At 67.4% G+C, this 18566-nt stretch carries 14 protein-coding genes; 9 read left to right on the top strand and 5 right to left on the bottom strand.

Going from position 1 to position 18566, the window contains the following annotated elements:
• Window positions 1–7 precede the first annotated feature (7 nt).
• Window positions 8–850: a methyltransferase domain-containing protein gene (locus tag NS1_RS31055; protein ID WP_373864376.1), complete on the bottom strand. Its 843-nt coding sequence runs from the start codon at window positions 848–850 to the stop codon at window positions 8–10.
• Between the two features lie 40 nt (window positions 851–890).
• On the opposite strand from NS1_RS31055, the gene NS1_RS31050 reads away from it, so the two are divergent.
• From NS1_RS31050 to NS1_RS31040, 3 genes are all read left to right on the top strand, one after another.
• A complete protein-coding gene (locus NS1_RS31050; RefSeq protein WP_062990223.1) occupies window positions 891–1469 on the top strand; it encodes an HhH-GPD-type base excision DNA repair protein in 579 nt (192 codons plus the stop codon).
• 105 nt (window positions 1470–1574) lie between these two features.
• Window positions 1575–2285, top strand: a complete 711-nt coding sequence (locus tag NS1_RS31045) for a DUF8020 domain-containing protein (RefSeq protein ID WP_062990221.1) — start codon at window positions 1575–1577, stop codon at window positions 2283–2285.
• A 366-nt stretch (window positions 2286–2651) separates the two neighbouring features.
• A complete protein-coding gene (locus tag NS1_RS31040; RefSeq protein WP_062990218.1) occupies window positions 2652–3932 on the top strand; it encodes an ROK family transcriptional regulator in 1281 nt (426 codons plus the stop codon).
• 65 nt (window positions 3933–3997) lie between these two features.
• On the opposite strand, the gene NS1_RS31035 is transcribed toward NS1_RS31040, so the two are convergent.
• Window positions 3998–5620, bottom strand: coding sequence for a DUF2207 family protein (locus NS1_RS31035; protein ID WP_062990216.1), 1623 nt, complete (start codon window positions 5618–5620; stop codon window positions 3998–4000).
• Between the two features lie 279 nt (window positions 5621–5899).
• Between NS1_RS31035 and NS1_RS31030 the strand changes: the two genes are divergently transcribed.
• Together NS1_RS31030 and NS1_RS41945 are read left to right on the top strand one after the other, a co-directional pair.
• Window positions 5900–6811, top strand: a complete 912-nt coding sequence (locus tag NS1_RS31030; RefSeq protein WP_062990214.1) for a neutral zinc metallopeptidase — start codon at window positions 5900–5902, stop codon at window positions 6809–6811.
• Between the two features lie 3 nt (window positions 6812–6814).
• Complete coding sequence (locus NS1_RS41945; protein ID WP_255284764.1) at window positions 6815–7948, top strand: neutral zinc metallopeptidase; 1134 nt, start codon at window positions 6815–6817, stop codon at window positions 7946–7948.
• Here the strand turns inward: NS1_RS41945 and NS1_RS31020 are convergent.
• Both NS1_RS31020 and NS1_RS31015 read right to left on the bottom strand, forming a co-directional pair.
• Window positions 7945–9222 carry an ammonium transporter gene (locus NS1_RS31020; RefSeq protein WP_084504678.1) on the bottom strand — a complete coding sequence of 426 codons (1278 nt, stop codon included), beginning with the start codon at window positions 9220–9222 and terminating at the stop codon, window positions 7945–7947. The genes NS1_RS41945 and NS1_RS31020 overlap by 4 nt on opposite strands.
• Window positions 9223–9308: 86 nt before the next feature.
• Complete coding sequence (locus NS1_RS31015) at window positions 9309–10133, bottom strand: hypothetical protein (RefSeq protein WP_062990264.1); 825 nt, start codon at window positions 10131–10133, stop codon at window positions 9309–9311.
• Between the two features lie 445 nt (window positions 10134–10578).
• Between NS1_RS31015 and NS1_RS31010 the strand changes: the two genes are divergently transcribed.
• The 3 genes from NS1_RS31010 to NS1_RS31000 all read left to right on the top strand — a co-directional run bounded on the left by NS1_RS31010 (window position 10579) and on the right by NS1_RS31000 (window position 16834).
• Window positions 10579–13236, top strand: coding sequence for a DNA polymerase III subunit gamma and tau (locus tag NS1_RS31010; protein ID WP_062990210.1), 2658 nt, complete (start codon window positions 10579–10581; stop codon window positions 13234–13236).
• Between the two features lie 189 nt (window positions 13237–13425).
• The gene (locus tag NS1_RS31005) at window positions 13426–14640 is read left to right on the top strand and encodes an acetyl-CoA C-acetyltransferase (RefSeq protein WP_056822029.1); all 1215 of its coding nucleotides are present in this window, start codon (window positions 13426–13428) and stop codon (window positions 14638–14640) included.
• A 37-nt stretch (window positions 14641–14677) separates the two neighbouring features.
• Window positions 14678–16834 carry a 3-hydroxyacyl-CoA dehydrogenase NAD-binding domain-containing protein gene (locus NS1_RS31000; protein ID WP_062990208.1) on the top strand — a complete coding sequence of 719 codons (2157 nt, stop codon included), beginning with the start codon at window positions 14678–14680 and terminating at the stop codon, window positions 16832–16834.
• A 68-nt stretch (window positions 16835–16902) separates the two neighbouring features.
• Here NS1_RS31000 and NS1_RS30995 read toward each other — a convergent pair whose 3' ends face one another.
• Entirely contained in the window at window positions 16903–17250 is a 348-nt protein-coding gene (locus tag NS1_RS30995; protein WP_255284763.1) for a cupin domain-containing protein, read from the bottom strand.
• 214 nt (window positions 17251–17464) lie between these two features.
• Here NS1_RS30995 and NS1_RS30990 point away from each other — a divergent pair, with 214 nt between their 5' ends.
• Entirely contained in the window at window positions 17465–18550 is a 1086-nt protein-coding gene (locus tag NS1_RS30990) for an esterase-like activity of phytase family protein (RefSeq protein WP_062990204.1), read from the top strand.
• Window positions 18551–18566 lie beyond the last annotated feature (16 nt).

Genomic DNA, 18566 nt, shown 5'->3' with positions numbered 1-18566 from the left:
GCTGGACTCAGGTCGGTTTGTGGACCAGGGCGCCGAACAGGGTGACGGAGATGTGGATGTCGCCGCGGTCCGCGCCGGTTCGTAGGTCGGCGAGGAGCTGGTCGCGTTCGGTCGCGGTGATCACGCCGCGCAGGACCGCGAGGTCTGCGATCCGGCGCACCAGCGCGCCCGCGCCGACCGTGCGGTCCTGTACCAGCGCGTGCGAGCCGATCTCGTCGACCACCAGTCCGGTCCCGCTGAGCAGCCCGGCGAGCCGGCGACCCGACAGCGGATTGGTGGTCGAGGAGATCAAGGTGTCGATCACCGCGCTCACCACCCGCGGGTTGCCGGGATGAACGATCGCGGTCGCCCAATCGCAGTCGACCACCACCGCGCGTCCACCGGGTCGCAGCACCCTGGCGATCTCGGCCGCCGCTCGCGCGGGTGCGGTGAGATGTTGGAACACCCGCTCGCACAGCACCGCGTCGAAGGTGTCGCCGCCGAACGGCAGGCCGTAGGCGTCACCGGAGACGAACGCCGCCCTCGACCCGGACTCGACCGCGCGGCGCTGCGCCGAGGCCAGCAGATGCGGGTCCGGCTCGACGCCGACCGCGGTGCCTCTGGGCCCGAGTTCCTCGGCGAAGGTGAATACCTCCGATCCGGTGCCCGACCCGACATCGAGAGCGCTCTCGCCGGGCCGCAGCGCCAGCGCGCTGTGACTCCAGGCGCCCAGCGCGCGCATTCCGGGTCGGGTGACTTCCAGATCATGGGCGTCGATCAGCTGATCCTGGCCTGCTTGGTCGAAGCGGGCCGGGCGTGGGGTGTAGTCGGTCATACGCACCGCCAGTGTGGGAGCAGTCCTCGTGAGCATGGACTCAGAGGCTACTGGTGAAATGTGTCACGATGAATGTATGACTCGCACGCTGTGCCTCGCGCAGGAATCCGAGGCCGACGAACTGCTCAGCACCGACGATTTCGCGCTGCTGGTGGGGATGTTGCTCGACCAGCAGTACCCGATGGAGCATGCGTTTCGTGGGCCGCGCAAACTCGCCGAGCGGATGGGCGGATTCGATCTGCACCGGATCGCCGAAGCGGATCCGGCCGAATTCGAGGAACTCGCGGCCACCCCGCCCGCGATTCACCGCTATGGGCGGTCGATGGCGCGGCGGGCGCAGGCGCTCGCCCAGTATGTGATCGAGCATTACGACGGTGTACCTGCGCAGATCTGGACCGCGGGCGACCCCGACGGCAAAGAGGTGCTGCGCCGATTGCAGGACCTGCCGGGGTTCGGAGCGCAGAAGGCGAAGATTTTTCTCGCGCTGCTCGGCAAACAACGTGGAGTGCAACCGGACGGCTGGCGAAAAGCGGCCGGATCGTACGGTGACGACGGATCGCGACGTTCGGTCGCCGATGTCGTCGATGCCGAAACGTTATCGGAAGTAAGGGAATTCAAGAAGCAGGCCAAAGCCGCGGCAAAAACCGCAGGGTGAATTCCTAGTTACGATCCGGTTGCTTTTATCCCTCGTCACCGGGGTGGATCTGCTCGAAGCTTGTTTCTCGAACAGCTCCACAACAGATGAGGGATTGGCAGTTCTATGAAGATGAGGAAGTTCGCCGTTGTCGCGGCGCTGTTGACTGTGGCTACCGGCATCACCGCAGGAACCGTCAACGCCGCGCCGACCGCGCAGGCCGATACCCCCGTGAACTTCACGGCCCAGGAGGTCAACGGCACGTCGGTGATCACCACCGATGCCGGCTCGCTGGTCGCGGAGGACGGCGCCTTCAAGGTGAAGGCTGCGAACGGCTCGACGATCGCGGCCACGCCGCTGACGTTCCGGCTCGACGATTTCGAGCTGCCCATCGCCGCGGAGATCTCGGGCAACACCGCGACCCTGACGCCCCAGCTCGACGTGTCCAAGGCCGTGTACAAGCCGGTTGCCCTTCCATTCGAGGACAAGGCGCCGTTCAAGACCGAATACGACCGTGAGGTCGCGGCCTGGAACCGGTTGACCAGCACGATCTCCCTCGGTGCTGCGGTCGGCACCCTGCTCGGTGGCCTCACCGGCGGTGCCGTCGGTTGCGTCCTCGGCGGCATTGCCGGCGCGACCGTCGCCGCGGCGACCATCGTCGGTCTCTTCGGCCCGTTCCTGCCGGCGGCGGCTATCGGCTGCATCGGCGGCATTCTGGCGGTCGGCGCCCTCGGCACGCTGGTCGGTCAGATCTTCATCACGGCTCCGGTCGCGATCGGTGCCGCTATCCAGTACTTCACCACTGTCAACGCACCCTTCACAGCCCCGGCCAAGTAGCCACGCGCAACCCCTCCCGGAACTTCGGTTCCCGGAGGGGTTTTGCCGTTTTCGGGATGATGCGCACTGTATTGCGCGCCCAGGGCGCCGCGCTGAACTGGGAATATGGTGTGCCGCACCGCACAATTCGCCGGTTTGGGTTGGGTGGGTCAGGATTCGGTGTTAACTTGATTGTTATGTCCAGCAACCATCTGTCCGCCCAGCGGGTCACCTACGTGACCGCCGCTCTGGGCTTGCGGTTGCCGTTGACGCGCGAACTGTGTCGTTCCTGCTTCTGCAGCTGATCCCCTCAGGTTCGCGAGCTGCCACGCCCCTCGTGTAGGCAATCCCGTTGAGATAACGGGATTTTTTGGCAAGGAACTTCATATGTCTGCTCCCATCATCGATCGCCCCGCCTCCCGGACGGGCGCCGCTCGCCCTCGTGTTTCCCGCCCTGTTGTGCCGCCGGAGCTGCGTCGTAGCGACAACCCCGCCGCCGCGGTGCTGCGAACCGCAGCTTCCGGTCCCGTCTCGCGTGACAACGCCGCGCGGGCGACGGGCTTGAGTATCGCCACCGTGAATCGGCAAGTGGCGTCGCTGCTTTCGGCGGGACTGCTGCGTGAGCGGCCCGATCTGACCGCCGCGGGTGCCGTCGGTAGGCCGCGGGTGCCGTTCGAGATCGATCACGACGCCTATCTGACGCTCGGCATCCATATCGGTGCCGAGGCGACGAAGATCGTCGCCGCTGATCTGCGTGGGCGCATTCTCGGTGGACTCGCCATCGCCACACCGCAGACCGGGCAGGAGTTCGCGGTCACCACCGTCGCTCGCAGCGCCAAGGCATTCCTGCAGCGCTGGCATCGCCGGACCCCGCTGTGGGCGGGCGTGGCCATCGGTGGCCGGGTGGATCCGCAGAGCGGTGTGGTCGACCATCCGAAGCTGGAATGGAAGGGCGCGCCGATCGGGCAGGTGCTCGGTGACGTACTCGAGCTGCCGGTTTCCGTCGCACCGCACGTCGAGGCGATGGCGGCTTCGGAGCTGCTGCTGCCGACCTTCGATGCTCGTCGGCCCGAGCCCGATACCGAACTTCCCGCTGTTCAGCACGGCAGCAGCCTCTACTTCTATGTTCGTGAGACCGCGGGCATCGCCGTGACTCTCGACGGACGGGTCCATACGCCGAGCAACGGGCCCGGGTCGATCGCGCACCTCCCGACCGGGTCCGATGTGCAGTGCACGTGCGGACGGCGTGGGTGCTTGGAAGTGACCGTCGGTGACCGGGCGCTGCAGGCTCGGGCTGTCGGTCGCGGAATCATCCCGGCGCACAACGGGACTGCAGGCACGACGATCAACGATCTGTATCGGGCCGCTGAGTCCGGGTCCGAATCGGCGCGGGAATTGCTCGCCGAGCGGGCGACGATGCTCGGGCAGACCGTCGCGCTGGTTCGGGACATGCTCAACCCGGACCGAGTTGTCCTGGGCGGACAGGCATTTACGGGTTACCGACCCGCGCTGGGGCATGTGGCCAGGGCGTTCTCGCAGAGTACGCAGTTGGCGGCCACGGATATTCGTATCAGTGGATTCGGCGGCAAGGTACAGGAATTCGCCGCGGTGGTCACGTCGCTGAGCGCGCTGTACGCCGACCCGCTGGCGGCTATTCGTCGGGTATAGGAAACCGGGACAAAGAAAGCGCCCCGCGACTCGTCAAGAGTCGCGGGGCGTTTCGCGTAGACGGATCAACGCGGGTTGAACGCGCCTTCCAATGCCGTGATGAAGAACGGGAATTGCGCGGCGAAGCGGTGCAGGTTGGGGTCTCGGTCGTAGCCGGCGAACCAGTAGAGACCCGGTTGTGAGTCGGCGGCGGGGTTCATGTCGCGGAAGGTGCGGATCCAGTTGTCGGCTCTGCCGCTGATCACCGTGTAGGGGAGCGCGCGGGAGAAGATCGTCTCCTGGTCGATGGGGGGAATCCGGTCGCGGGTGACGGTGTCGAGGCCACGGTGCATGGCGCGGATTCGGCCTGCGACGGTGTCGCCCAGTGGGGTTCGGGTGGGGAGGTAGTTGGGGAGCAGCAGCGCCGCGCCACCTGCGAGGGCGATGGCTACGCCCACCAGGGCGTGGCCGGAGGTCAGGGCGAGCGTGACCGTGATGACCACGCCGAGGGCGATCAGGGCGGCGCCGATCCAACGGGGCAGCGCCCGCTGCTTCGGGTCGGCGAAGGCGCCGGTGGCGACCGCGTCGTTGCGCATGGCGGCGCGGATCGGGTCCAGCTGCAGGCGGCCCGGGGTGCGCAGTTCGCGGACAGCGACGGTGTCGGTGCCCTCGGGGAGCAGCATGTCGTAGACGGTGCGTTCGTAGTCGCGCAACTGGTCGTCGGGGGCGTTGACGCGGCTGATGCGCCAATCGTCTTCCCCGCGCGCGTTCACCGGGGTGATCCACAGGTAGCGCCGGACGGCGAGATCGACGACGGTGGCGGCGATGTCGACCGGGTCGGCGTGCTCATCGATGATCAGGCCCGCCTCGCCGGGGAGCACACCGTCGGGGGAGACGAACTCGACCCGGCCGCCCTGCTGGATCAGCGGATCGAAGTCGTCGCTGCCCCTGACCGCGGCAGCGGCCCGCTTCCGCGCCAGCAGCACGTAGGCGATCATGCCCGCCAATGCCAGCAGCAGGGCGCCGAACGCGGCGAGCACGGGCGTGGTGAAGGCGAAGGGGCCCGTACCGCCGCCGCGCACATCGGCATTCGCGGGCACGGTGCCGGGGGGCATCTGCAAGGTGAGGTCGATGGCATCGCCCTTGCGCAGGTCGGTCTGGTGCAGGTACAGCACGCCGTCGGGCTCGGTGTGGACATCGGCGCACGGCTTGGCATTGCCCGCGGAGCCGAGTTTGCAGTCCACGATGCCCATTTGGAAGCTCGGGCTGATCACCGAGACGTCGAGCACGGCGATATCGGCGTTGAGCACGCCCAGCCAGTGGAACACCTGGGTGCCCGGCATGTCGGAGACGGTGTTGTGCACCGTATACGTGAACTTCGATTCGCCAGGCTTGGCTTCGACGACGAACTGGTCGTTGACGGTGGTGGCGGTGCCCGAACCGCTCGCGGTCACATCGGTGACCTTGAAGACCCGCTCGACATCGTCACCGACCTTGAGGCGCAAGGGCAGCGACATCGTGAAATTTCCCTCGGCGGGCACCGCGACAGTTTCGATGACCTCGAGCACACCGGTTTCGGTGAGCGTGAGGTCGGCGGTGATCGAAACACCGGTGGTCGCGGGCTGCGTGTTGGCTACCGGCGCGGCCATGAGCAACCCCGCCGCAGCGAGCAGCAGCGCGCCCGCGGCGCCCCCCCGAAAAGTCAGCATGGGTGCTTACTCTAGACAGCTTGCTATTCTGCGTCAGCGGCTGTCGACGACTCATGATGACGAGGGGGGTACGGGGGAGTGACTCAACCACCGTACGGTTATGGGCCGAACGGCCCAGGTGGACGACCGGTTCCACCACCCCCTGGCTATGGTCTGCCCCCGGGCTACCGGCCACAACCGGGATATGGGCAGCCAGGTTATCCACAGCCTCAAGGTTATCCACAGGGTTACGGGCAGCGTCCGGCGTACGGTCCGCCGCCGGGATACCGCCCACCGCCCATGCCTTACGGACCGCCGGGCAGGCCGACTCCGCCGCCACGTAAACGCGGTGGTGGCTTCACCTCGGCAATCCTTGTGGTCATCTTCCTGCTGGTCGGTGGCCTGGTGAAGTACGCCGTCAACACCGGCGTCGACCTCGGCATCGGCGCGATCGGCCCGAAACCGACCACCACCTACACCCCCCAGCCCGGTACCGCGCCCGCCGCGACCGGGGACAACCCGCTGCTCACCGACTCCGACGGCACCCTGGTACCGGCCTCGTGCAACTACGCGCCGTGGGGCACCCAGGTGGACAAGGCACGCGCCTTCTTCGAATCGGCCGCGAAGTGCCTCGAGTCGGCGTGGAAACCACTGCTGGCGGAGAACAATCTGCCCTTCGAGTCGCCGACGCTCAGCGTCACCGCGACCACCGACGGCATCACCACCCCGTGCACCGGATCGACAAGCAACTTCGCCGCGTTCTACTGCCCGGCGAACAAGACCATCTACATGCCGATCAGCCAGCTGCAGACCGAGCAGTTCCGCGACAACTGGGTCGTGTACCTGTCGGTGTTCGCGCACGAGTACGGCCACCACGTGCAGGCCCAGTCGGGCATCCTGCGCAAGGCCAACAGCGAGCGCGTCGACGCGGGCGCCCGCTCGGCCAAGGGGCTGGAGCTCTCGCGTCGAGTCGAGTTGCAGGCCAACTGCTTCGACGGCATGTTCATCGCCTCCTCGAAGGGCGGCGGCTCGCTGACCTCCTCGCAGGTCACCGTCGCGACCAAGGATTCCTACGGCCGCGGTGACGGCCCCGGCGACATGCGCGACCACGGCACTGCGGAGCACGGCGGCCAGTGGTTCGAAACCGGCTTGGATCGCAACCTCACAGCTCAGTGCAACACCTTCACGGTGTCTGCGAGCGAAGTGAACTAACTGATGTCACAACCGCCCGGCTACGGGCCCTATGGGCCTTACGGCCCGCCGGGATATCCGCCGCAGCAGCCCTACGGGTATCCGGCCCCGCAGTACCAGCGACCGATGCCGCCGCCTTACGGTAGGCCCCTGCCGCCGCCGTACGGCTATGCGCCGCAGGGGTATCCGCCACCACCGCGTCGTGGCGGATCCGGCGCGGTCGGTGCGGTGCTGACGGTGTTGACCGTGTTCGGTGTCATCGGGCTGCTGTTGGTCGCGGTGACCGTGTCGGATCAGAGCTCGCCCGGTTCCGTCGCCAAGACGACACCGCCGAGTTTCACCTACAGCTCGAATTCGCCGGTGCCGACCACGAATCCGACGTCGGCGCGAGCCACCACCACCGCGCGTACCACCGCTCCGACGACGACCAAGCCCGCAGGCCCGCAACCCGTTATCGCTCTCGGCCAGCATCCGCTGTTCAAGAACGACGACGCGGGCCTGACGAACATGGACTGCGATCTGCCGCGCTGGTCGACCGACGCGGTGGTGGCCAAGGCCTACTTCGCGGCGGCGCAGGTCTGCCTCGATCAGATGTGGCGGTCGAATCTGGCTGCCGCGAATCTGCCGTTCACGAGCCCGGGTCTGGTTGTCGCCGAACAGCCTTCGCAGCTGTCGTCACCGTGTGGCGGCGCCACCAGCGACGCGTTCTACTGCAGTGCCTCGAGCACCATCTACATGTCGACGGCGGGTCTGGTCCTGCACAACACCCCGTATCCGCCGATGGAAGCGCTGTCGGTCTACGCACACGAGTACGGCCATCACATCCAGGGGCTCACCGGCCTGCTGCAGGCATCGTCGAATCAACGTCGTGAGCAGGGCACGATGTCGGCGGGTGGACTGGAGACCTCACGCCGAATGGAGTTGCAGGCCAGCTGCTTCGGCGGCATGTACATCGGTTCGTCGGAAGCGGGCGGTTCGTGGACCTCGCAGGAGGGCTACGCCGCGGTGAAACACAACTACAACCGCGGTGACGGCAACGGCCGCCACCGCGATCACGGAACCCCGGACCACAACGGCAATTGGTACAACCAGGGCTACTCGAAGAACCGCAACTTCGAATGCAACACCTGGCTGGCACCGTCCGACGAAGTGAGCTAGGTCCCGTAGTGGCCCTCGCCGAAGCGGCGGGGGGAGGACCCGTGCACGCCTTCGGCATAGGCGGTTTCGGCGTGGAGGGCGAAGTCGATGCCCGCGGTTTCGTCTTCCTTGCTCACGCGGAAGCCGATGATCTTGTCGACCCCCTTGCCCAGCACCCACGAGACCGTGAAGGCGTAGGCCGCGACCACGAATACCGCGACCAGCTGCTTGCCGAGCTGGGCGAAGCCGCCGCCGTAGAGCAGGCCGTTCACGCCGCCGGTCATCACCTGGGTGGCCAGCAGGCCGATCAGGACGGTGCCGACGATGCCGCCGACGAAGTGCACGCCCACCACGTCGAGCGAATCGTCATAGCCCGCTTTGTGTTTCCAGCCGACCGCGAACGAGCACACCACACCGGCGGCCAGACCGACGATGACCGCGCCGAGGGTGTTCACCACGCCGCAGGACGGGGTGATCGCGACCAGACCGGCCACCGCACCCGAGGCCGCGCCGAAGGTGGTGGGCCGACCGTCGCGGACCTGTTCGACGATGAGCCAGCCGAGCATGCCGAGGCTGCCCGCGACCAGGGTATTCAGGAAGACCGCCGCCGCGGTCCCGGTGGCGCCCAGCGCGGAGCCCGCGTTGAATCCGAACCAGCCGAACCACAGCAGGCCGGCGCCGAGCAGCACGAACGGCAGGTTGTGCGGACGCATCGCATCGATATTGAATCCGATCCGCGGCCCGAGGACCAGCGCCAACGCCAAGGCCGAAGCGCCGGAGGCGATCTCGACCACCAGGCCGCCCGCGTAGTCGAGCGCGCCGAAATTCAGCAGCCAGCCGTCGGGTCCCCACACCCAGTGCGCGATCGGCGCGTACACCGCCAGCGTCCACAGCGGAACGAAAGCCATCCAGCCCGAGAACTTGGCGCGGTCGGCGATGGCGCCGGAAACCAGGGCGGCGGTCAGGATGGCGAACGTCAGCTGGAAGGTGACGAACAGCAGCTCCGGAATGGTGCCCCGGACGGAGTCGGGGGTGATCCCGGCCAGCCCGAAGTGCTCGAGATTGCCGATCAGGCCACCGCCCGCGTCGTCGCCGAACGCGAGGCTGTAGCCGGCGACCAGCCAGACCACGGTGACCAGCGGGATCGCGATGAAGCTCATCATCAGCATGTTCAGCACGCCGGTCGAGCGCACCATCCCGCCGTAGAACACGGCCAGCGCCGGCGTCATCAACAGCACCATGGCGGTGGCCGCGAGTAGCCAGGCGGTGGCCGCCGGGTCGATCGTTGCGGGCACGGGGACTCCTTTCACGCGTGAATGCGTTGCAAGGAAGTTACCGAACGCGCACGGGATAAAGCCCGTCAGTCCGATCTGAGCGGGCGCTAGGCCCGGTTCTCCTTGGCCAGCGCCCGCACGCCGCGCTTGCCGGGAACGGGCAGGTCATCGGTGTCGGTGAGCCATTCGGCGGTGGTGAGCCAGCGCCGCTGAGCATGCGCGTCGGCCACGTCGAAGAACAGGCGGCGGCCGCGATCGTCACGCGCGTCGCGGGCGAGCACGGCCCAGCTCGGCGGCTTGCCCCGTTCGGCGGTGTGTTCCACGACGAAGCCCGCGACCAGCTTGCCGACCATGTTGACCGGCTTCTGCGAGACTCGATTGCCATATTTCGTGGTGTGCCAGCGCCGCGCCGGGCACAGCGACCCCGGGCTCGCGTTCGAGGCGATCCAGCCGGCGCGCTGCGCCCGCTCGATCAGCCACAGATGCTTGACCGCCGACGGCGCGATCTCACCCACCCGTTCGGCGATGAGTTCGCAGACCTCGGTATCGGCGAGGATGTCGCGCCTGGTCGGACCGATGTTGTGGTCGGTCCAGTGCGCGGCGGCGAGGCGGGCGAGGATGCGACCGAACTCGTCGATGCTGCGCTGGGCGCGGCGGCCGAGCCGCTCGATCCGCTCGGCCTCGCGGCGCATCTCGTTCTGCGCGGTGAGCGTGCGAATGGCCGCCATCGTGGGTACCTGCCCGCGTTCGAGCAGTTGCAGGATGGCGTCGGCGGTTGCCGGGTCGGCCGCGGCCGCGACGGGTAACGAGTCGCGTTTGATGTCGAAGTCTTGTGGGCTGATCGCCCGACTCAGTAGCCCGACCGCGGCGTTGTCGCCGGCGAAGTCGGTGTGGGCGAGCCAGGCGGTTGCGATGTCATCACACGACAGCACGGTGAAACGTTCCTCCGGTCGGTGCGGTGGGGGAGCGATCGGTGCGCGAAGGTTGTGCCCCGGTCGGGATGAGGGACCGGCCGGGGTCACCAACCTGATGAAGGTTTGGCCACCGAAGTTGCCGAGACCCACGGTAGCCAGGCACTTGCGCTGCTGTCACGACCATTCATTGTTTCGTTACATCCAGTAAGGAGCCGTCAATCGGGGAATGGGTATGTATTTCTGCGGTAACCAGGATCGACAGATTGGTCGATAGCTGATTCGCCGCGCGGGTGGCAGTCGATAGCTCGACCGTTGCGCATAGCGGACCGCTTTTCTTCTACGCTTCAGACCGCGCATTTCAATGTGATTTGCATCACAACATGGTCATCGCTTCGTTACCGCGCGACCGCACAGTGCCAGCCGCCGATAAAGCCTGTCGGACACGCTCGGTAGCCTGTGGGTCGTGGCTCTGTACCGGAAGTATCGACCGGCGACATTCGCGGAAGTAGTGGGTCAGGAGCACGTCACCGACCCGCTGAGTACGGCGCTGGATACCGGCCGGATCAGTCACGCGTATCTATTCTCCGGGCCGCGTGGCTGCGGTAAGACGTCGTCGGCTCGTATCCTCGCGCGCTCGTTGAACTGTGTGGACGGACCTACCTCGACGCCGTGCGGTACGTGCTCGTCGTGTGTGGCGCTCGGGCCCGGTGGGTCGGGCAATCTCGACGTCATCGAGCTCGACGCGGCCAGCCACGGTGGCGTCGACGACACCCGTGAACTGCGCGATCGCGCCTTCTACGCGCCCGCGGAGTCGCGGTATCGCGTGTTCATCGTCGACGAGGCGCACATGGTCACCACGGCCGGTTTCAACGCGCTGCTCAAGATCGTCGAGGAGCCGCCTGCCCACCTGATCTTCATCTTCGCCACCACCGAGCCCGACAAGGTGCTGCCGACGATTCGCTCACGCACGCACCACTATCCGTTCCGTCTGCTGCCGCCCGCCACCATGCGCGGACTGCTCGGCAAGATCTGCGAGCAGGAGAACGTGCCGGTGGAGGAGGCGGTGTATCCGCTGGTCATCCGCGCCGGTGGTGGTTCGCCGCGCGACAGCCTCAGCGTGCTCGACCAGCTGCTTGCGGGTGCCGGACCAGACGGTGTCACCTACCCGCGCGCGGTCTCGCTGCTCGGCGTCACCGATGTGGCGCTGATCGACGACGCGATCTACGCGTTGGCCGCCGATGACGGTGCCGCCCTGTTCAATACCGTTGATCAGGTGATGGAGGCGGGTCACGACCCGCGCCGTTTCGCCGTCGACCTGCTCGAGCGGCTGCGCGATCTGATCCTGCTGCGCGCGGTCCCCGACGCCGCCGACCGCGGTCTGGTCTCCGGTCCCGGCGATGTCATGGAACGGATGCGCGACCAGGCCGAACGCCTCGGCCCCGCCACGCTCACCCGCTACGCCGAACTCCTGCACGAGGGTCTGGGCGAAATGCGCGGCGCCACCGCCCCGCGCCTCCTGCTCGAGGTGATCTGCGCCCGCATGCTCCTGCCGTCGGTGTCCGACACCGAGTCGGCGACGCTGCAACGGCTGGAACGCCTGGAACGCGGGTTCGCCGGTGGAGCGGTCCCCGCTCCGGCCCGTCCGGGCCCTGCCGCAGGTGAGGCGCCTGCGGAACGTCCTTCCGCGCCTACGTCGAGCGGGGAGAGCCGCCGTCGTGGCGCCGAACTTCTCGCCGCCGCCCGCGCCGAGAAAGAGGCGACGACCGGTGGTTCGTCGGCACCCGGCGCTCCGAGCACTGTTGTCGCGGAACAGAAGACCGCCCCTCCGGCCCCCGCGGCTTCTGTCCCGACAATGCCGTCGGCTCCCGCAACCGCCGCGTCGGCTACGCCCTCGGCGGCCGTGATTCCGGACTCGACTACGCCCTCGGCGGCCGTGACTCCGGACTCGACTGTGACATCGGCGGCCGTGACCTCGGATTCGACTGTGCTCCCGACGGCCGTGACCTCCGACTCGACCCCGGCGGCCGCAGCGCCCGCCCCACGCGGGCAATCTGCACCGCCGGTGCAATCGGCGGAGTCCGAGTCGCCCACGCAGTCCGCACCGCCCGCTGTGCAATCTGCGGATGCTGTGCCGCCAGTCGATTCCGGCCGAGGTGTTGCCAGCACGTCCTCAAAAGAGGCTGCGCCCGAACCGCTTACGACAGAAGTCTCGCCGACCGGAGATGAGAACGCCGCGCGGTCCGACCTCAGCGCACGACCGGAAAGCTCTGGCGCCGAGCGCCTCCCCGCGCCGCCGGCCGAAGCCGCCGCGCCGCGCCGCGCCGCCGAATCGAGGCCCGTTCCGGAAGCGGTAGCACCGCAGGCGGATTCGCCGGTGCAGCCCGAACCCGCTCAGGCGCCGACACCGGTCGAGGACGCCCCGGCACAGGCGGAGCCGCAGGTCAGCGCGGCCAAGCCGCCAGCTGTGGCCGAGGAGCTGGTCGCCATCGTCGATGCCGCGTGGCCGGAGATCAAGGGTCGAGTGCGGGAGTTCGGGGCTACCTTGCAGGCGCTTTTGTCGGGCGCGGCGGTATCGCGGGTCGACGGTGACGTGATCGTGTTCGCGCATCAGAGCCCGCCGTTGGCGCAGCGACTGTCCGATCCGCGCAATATCGACGCCGTGCGTTCGGCGGTACGGGCCGTGCTCGGGCGTGAACTGGATGTGCGCTGGGAGACCGGAGCTCCCGCGCCGCGACCCTCGCCCGCCGCCAAGGCCGGGGCGGCACGGGCGACGGGAACTCCCGAGAGCAAGCCGGCGGGTCGGCCGAAGTTCTCCAGGCCGAGCCAGGCCGGGGGCAACCAGTCGTCGAACCGGGCGAACCGACCGCCCGACGATGACATTCCGCCGCCCGATTTCCCCGACTTGCCCGACGATCCCGGCCCGGACGACGGGCCGGAGTCCCGATCCGGCTCGGATTCCGCGCGCAGCGCCGCCGTTCTCGCCCCGCCGACCCCCGAAGAAGAACGGGAGATGCTGGCCGCCGCCGCGGTGCCGGTGGCCCCCGGTGACCGCCAGGACCCGGACGAGGTCGCTCTGGCGTTGCTACGTGAACAGTTCGGAGCAAAGAGTCTGGATAGTTGACAGCCACCGTCCTGACCGCGTTAAGTTAACCGGAGTTCGCACACCACGGTAGTATGAACGGGTGGCCGGGATCGCCGGATGGGCATGGTTCTATGCTCCGCTGGTGCTTGCCGGGATTTGTACGGCGTCGAGACAATTGGTCGTGGCGTTCGTGCGGCCACCGCACCCCAAGGAAGGAAACACTCCGATATGACCACAGAGGCCTACATCTACGAGGCCATCCGCACTCCGCGCGGCCGCGGCAAGAAGAACGGCTCGCTGCACTCGGTCAAGCCGATCGATCTGACTGTTGGTCTGATCCAGGAGCTGCGTGGCCGCTTCCCGAACCTCGACGAGGACCAGATCTCGGACCTCATCCTCGGCGTGGTCACCCCCGTCGGTGACCAGGGCATGGACATCGCCCGCGTCGCGGTCACCATCGCGGGTCTGCCCGACACCGTCGGTGGCTTCCAGCTCAACCGCTTCTGTGCTTCCGGCCTCGAGGCCGTGAACCTGGCTGCGCAGAAGGTTCGCTCCGGCTTCGACGATCTCGTCATCGCCGGTGGCGTCGAGTCGATGTCGCGCGTGCCGATGGGCTCCGACGGCGGCGCCTGGGCGCTCGACCCGGCCACCAACTACGACGGCTACTTCGTGCCGCAGGGTGTCTCGGCCGACCTGATCGCCACCATCGAGGGCTTCACTCGCGATGATGTCGACGCCTACGCCGTGCGCTCGCAGGAGCTGGCCGCCGCGGCGACCACCGGTGGCTACTTCGCCAAGTCGATCGTTCCGGTCAAGGACATCAACGGCCTGGTCGTGCTCGACAGCGACGAGCACATGCGTCCCGGCACCACCGCCGCCGACCTGGGCAAGCTGAACCCGTCCTTCGCCGGTGTCGGTGAGATGGGTGGCTTCGACGCCGTCGCGCTGCAGAAGTACACCTACATCGAGAAGATCAACCACGTCCACCACGGTGGCAACAGCTCGGGCATCGTCGACGGCGCCGCCCTGGTGCTGGTCGGTTCCGAAGAGGCCGGCAAGAACTCGGGTCTGACCCCGCGTGCCCGCGTCGTCGCGACCGCCACCTCCGGTGCGGACTCCACCATCATGCTGACCGGTCCCACCCCGGCCGCCAAGAAGGCGCTGGCCAAGGCCGGTCTGACGATCGAGGACATGGACCTCGTCGAGATCAACGAGGCCTTCGCCTCCGTGGTGCTGAAGTTCCAGAAGGACCTGAACGTCCCGGACGAGAAGCTGAACGTCAACGGCGGCGCGATCGCGATGGGCCACCCGCTGGGTGCCACCGGCGCGATGATCACCGGCACGGTGCTCGACGAGCTGGAGCGTCGCAACGCGCGCTACGGCCTGATCACGCTGTGCATCGGTGGCGGCATGGGTGTTGCCACCATCATCGAGCGCGTCTGATTCCCGGCCGAAACTTCTCACAGGAGAACGAAAAACTATGACTGACAACATCATCGGCTGGGAGAAGGACGCCGACGGCGTGGTCGTCCTCACCATCGACGACCCCAGCCAGGGCGCCAACACCATGAACGACGCGTACCTCGCGTCGATGAACGCCACCGTCGACCGCCTCGAGGCAGAGAAGGACGACATCACCGGTGTCGTCATCACCTCGGGCAAGAAGACCTTCTTCGCCGGCGGCGACCTGAAGAACATGATGAAGGTCGGCCCGGACAACGCGGCCGAGGTCGTCAAGATGGTCACCGACGTCAAGGCCCCGCTGCGTCGCCTCGAGCAGCTCGGCAAGCCGGTCGTCGCCGCCATCAACGGCGCTGCCCTCGGTGGCGGCCTCGAGATCGCGCTGGCCACCCACTACCGCATCGCGGCCGACGTCAAGGGTTCGGCCATCGGCCTGCCCGAGGTCTCCCTCGGCCTGTTGCCCGGTGGCGGCGGCGTGACCCGCACCGTGCGCATGCTCGGCCTGCAGAACGCGCTGATGCAGGTGCTGCTGCAGGGCCAGCGTCACCGCGTCACCAAGGCCAAGGAAATCGGCCTGATCGACGAGGTCGTCGCCACGGTCGAGGAACTGATCCCCGCCGCCAAGGTGTGGATCGCGGCCAACCCCGAAGCGGCGCAGCCGTGGGACAAGAAGGGCTACCGGATCCCCGGCGGCACTCCGTCCACCCCGGCCTTCGCGGCGAACCTGCCCGCGTTCCCGGCCAACCTGCGCAAGCAGATCAAGGGCACCAACATGCCCGCCCCGCGCGCCATCATGGCCGCGGCGGTCGAGGGTGCGCAGGTCGACATCGACAACGCGCTGACCATCGAGGGCCGTTACTTCACGAGCCTGCTGACCGGTCCGGTCGCGAAGAACATGATCCAGGCGTTCTTCTTCGACCTCAACCACATCAACGGTGGCGGCTCGCGTCCGTCCGTCGCGGATGTGCCCAAGCGTGAGATCAAGAAGATCGGCGTCATCGGCGCCGGCATGATGGGCGCGGGCATCGCCTACGTCTCGGCCAAGGCCGGCTACGAGGTCGTGCTCAAGGACGTCGAGCTCGCCAACGCCGTCAAGGGCAAGGGCTACGCCGAGGCCATCGAGGCCAAGGCACTCTCGCGTGGCAAGACCACGCAGGAGAAGTCCGACGCGCTGCTGGCTCGCATCACCCCGTCCGCCGACGCGGCCGACTTCAAGGGTGTCGACTTCGTCATCGAGGCCGTGTTCGAGAACCCGGACCTCAAGAACAAGGTCTTCCAGGAGATCGAGGACATCGTCGACGCCGATGCCCTGCTCGGCTCGAACACCTCCACCCTGCCGATCACCCTGCTCTCCGAGGGCGTGAAGCGGTCCGAGGACTTCATCGGTATCCACTTCTTCTCCCCCGTGGACAAGATGCCGCTGGTGGAGATCATCAAGGGCAAGAACACCTCCGACGAGGCGCTGGCTCGGGTGTACGACTACACCCTCGCCATCAAGAAGACCCCGATCGTCGTCAACGACAGCCGTGGCTTCTTCACCTCGCGCGTGATCGGTACCTTCATCAACGAGGCCATCTCGATGGTCGCCGAGGGTATCGACCCGGCCACTGTCGAGCAGGCCGGGCTGCAGGCGGGCTACCCGGCCGCGCCGCTGAAGCTCAGCGACGAGCTGAACTTCACCACGATGCAGAAGATCTACAAGGAGACCTCCGAGGCCATCCTCGCTGCTGGTGGCGAGCTCAACGCCGCGTCCGCGAAGACCGCCGAGGTCCTCAACACCCTGATCGACAAGTACGACCGCAAGGGCAAGCTGGGCGGCGCGGGCTTCTACGAGTACGTCGACGGCAAGGCCACCGGCCTGTGGGACGAGCTGCGCGAGATCTTCAGCTCGAGCCGTGAGCTCCCGGAGGGTGTCACCTTCCAGGACCTCAAGGACCGGATGATGTTCGCCGAGTCCATCGAGACCCAGAAGTGCTTCGACGAAGGCGTGCTCACCAGCACCGCCGACGCGAACATCGGCTCGATCTTCGGCATCGGCTTCCCGGCCTGGTCGGGTGGCTCGCACCAGTTCATCGTCGGCTACCCCGGTGGCCAGGAGGCCTTCGTGGCCCGCGCCGACGAGCTGGCCGCGAAGTTCGGCCCGCGTTTCGAGGTTCCGGCCTCGCTGCGCAAGTAAGTCGGTAGTTCCGGTTTCGGCCGGGTCCGGACGCCCGTCACCTCGCTGAGGTGGCGGGCGTTCGCCGTTTATCGCGGCTTGGCGTAGTCGGCGTAGCCCTGCCAGTCGAGCACCACGCACGGCTCGGCGCCGACGACCCAGGCATCGTGTCCGGGGGAGGCGATCATGACGTCGCCGGGGCCGAATTCCAGCTGCTCGCCGTCGTCCATCTCCACCACGATCCGCCCGGACAGGCAGTACCCGATGTGCGCGGCCTGACAGCTGTCGGTGCCCGCGATCGGTTTCACGTGCTCGCTCCATCGCCAACCGGGTTCGAAGATCGCACGGCCGACCGGGCCGCCTTCGACATTGACCAGGTCGAGTCGACCCTTGCCCTGCTCGAACGGCCGGGTTTCCTCGGGCGCGTCGAAACTCATGCGTACCAGCGTGGACATGACATCTCACTTCTGCTCGGATGATGAGCGGTCATGTCGTGGTCCACCGCGTGGAGCCCAGTGCGGCCCACGGCCGAGCCCACCGCGGGTCCAATTCTTCGCCGATTCGCGGAAGGTAGCAAGGGACGCCGGCGGAGGTCCGACAGTTCGGATGGCGTTCACCTGGGGGTGTGCTGGGGTGGATAGCTTGTCGTCCATGGGACATCGGGTGGCCGCAGTGGTGCTGGGAATCGTCGTCGCGGGGGGCGTGGTGCCGGATGCGGGGGCTGAGGCCGGTGGGGTGCGGGTATTGGGTGAGCAGGTAGTCGAGCACGATCTCGAATTCGAGGCGACGGTGGTCGGTGGGCTGTCTGGCATCGATTACCTGTCCGGCAGTGGGGAATTCGTATTGGTCAGCGATGACCGGTCGGAGAAGGGACCTGCGCGGGTATACACGGCTCGGATTCCGTTGGGGGAGGACGGTATCGGTCCCGTGCGCTTCGTCGGCACGAAGCCGCTGCTGCGGCCTGACGGGAGTGTGTATCCGCCGAAATCGGTGGATCCGGAGGATATTCGGGTCGATCCGTGGACGGGGGACTACTTCTGGACGCAGGAGGGAGAGCGCGCCGGTGGGGTGCTCGCCGATCCGTCGGTGCGGGTAGCCCGGGCGGACGGTGGGTTCGTCGCGGAGTTGCCGATTCCGGAAAACGAACGGATGCGCGCGGATTCGGGGCCGCGGCAGAATCAAGCGCTCGAAGGGGCGACGTTCGCGGCAGGCGGCGCGTTGTTCGTGACCGCGATGGAAGGGCCGCTGCTCCAGGACGGGCCGGGCGCGACCACGACGGCGGGGGCGACGACGCGCATCACCGTCCAGGCCAGGTTCGGGCCGGTGCTGGCCCAGTACGCCTATCCGCTGGAGCCGGTATTCGCCGAGTCCCGGCCGGAGGCCGGCCAGGCGAGCAACGGCGTGACCGCGATCCTCGCCGACGACACGCTCGATCCGACTCGATTCCTGGTGGTCGAACGGGCTTTCGCCAAGGGTGTGGGAAATCGGGTGCGGATCTTCGAGATCGACACCGCGTCCGCGAGCACTGTGCTCGACGCGCCGATCTCGGGTGCTCGTCCGGTCACGAAACGGCTGGTCGCCGATCTCGCCGACCTCGGGATCGAGGCGGTCGACAACATCGAGGCGATGACGTGGGGCCCGCGCCTGCCTTCGGGTGAACGCACGTTGGTGCTGGTCGCGGACAACAACTTCGCGTCGGAACAGCGCACCCAGTTGATCGCGCTCGCTGTGCGCTGAATTCCGGTTCGGACAA

The organism is Nocardia salmonicida NBRC 13393 (genome assembly GCF_001613085.1).
Taxonomy (GTDB): Bacteria; Actinomycetota; Actinomycetes; order Mycobacteriales; family Mycobacteriaceae; genus Nocardia; species Nocardia salmonicida.
The sequence above is the reverse complement of the archived record's forward strand: the minus strand, read 5'-3'. Positions and strand labels throughout refer to the sequence as shown.

Bases quoted from the DNA above. Each gene is read 5' to 3' on its own strand.
- NS1_RS31055 (WP_373864376.1), bottom strand. From the start codon at position 850: ATGCTCACGAGGACTGCTCCCACACTGGCGGTGCGTATGACCGACTAC.
- NS1_RS31050 (WP_062990223.1), top strand. From the start codon at position 891: ATGACTCGCACGCTGTGCCTCGCGCAGGAATCCGAGGCCGACGAACTG.
- NS1_RS31045 (WP_062990221.1), top strand. From the start codon at position 1,575: ATGAAGATGAGGAAGTTCGCCGTTGTCGCGGCGCTGTTGACTGTGGCT.
- NS1_RS31040 (WP_062990218.1), top strand. From the start codon at position 2,652: ATGTCTGCTCCCATCATCGATCGCCCCGCCTCCCGGACGGGCGCCGCT.
- NS1_RS31035 (WP_062990216.1), bottom strand. From the start codon at position 5,620: ATGCTGACTTTTCGGGGGGGCGCCGCGGGCGCGCTGCTGCTCGCTGCG.
- NS1_RS31030 (WP_062990214.1), top strand. From the start codon at position 5,900: ATGCCTTACGGACCGCCGGGCAGGCCGACTCCGCCGCCACGTAAACGC.
- NS1_RS41945 (WP_255284764.1), top strand. From the start codon at position 6,815: ATGTCACAACCGCCCGGCTACGGGCCCTATGGGCCTTACGGCCCGCCG.
- NS1_RS31005 (WP_056822029.1), top strand. From the start codon at position 13,426: ATGACCACAGAGGCCTACATCTACGAGGCCATCCGCACTCCGCGCGGC.
- NS1_RS31000 (WP_062990208.1), top strand. From the start codon at position 14,678: ATGACTGACAACATCATCGGCTGGGAGAAGGACGCCGACGGCGTGGTC.
- NS1_RS30995 (WP_255284763.1), bottom strand. From the start codon at position 17,250: ATGAGTTTCGACGCGCCCGAGGAAACCCGGCCGTTCGAGCAGGGCAAG.
- NS1_RS30990 (WP_062990204.1), top strand. From the start codon at position 17,465: ATGGGACATCGGGTGGCCGCAGTGGTGCTGGGAATCGTCGTCGCGGGG.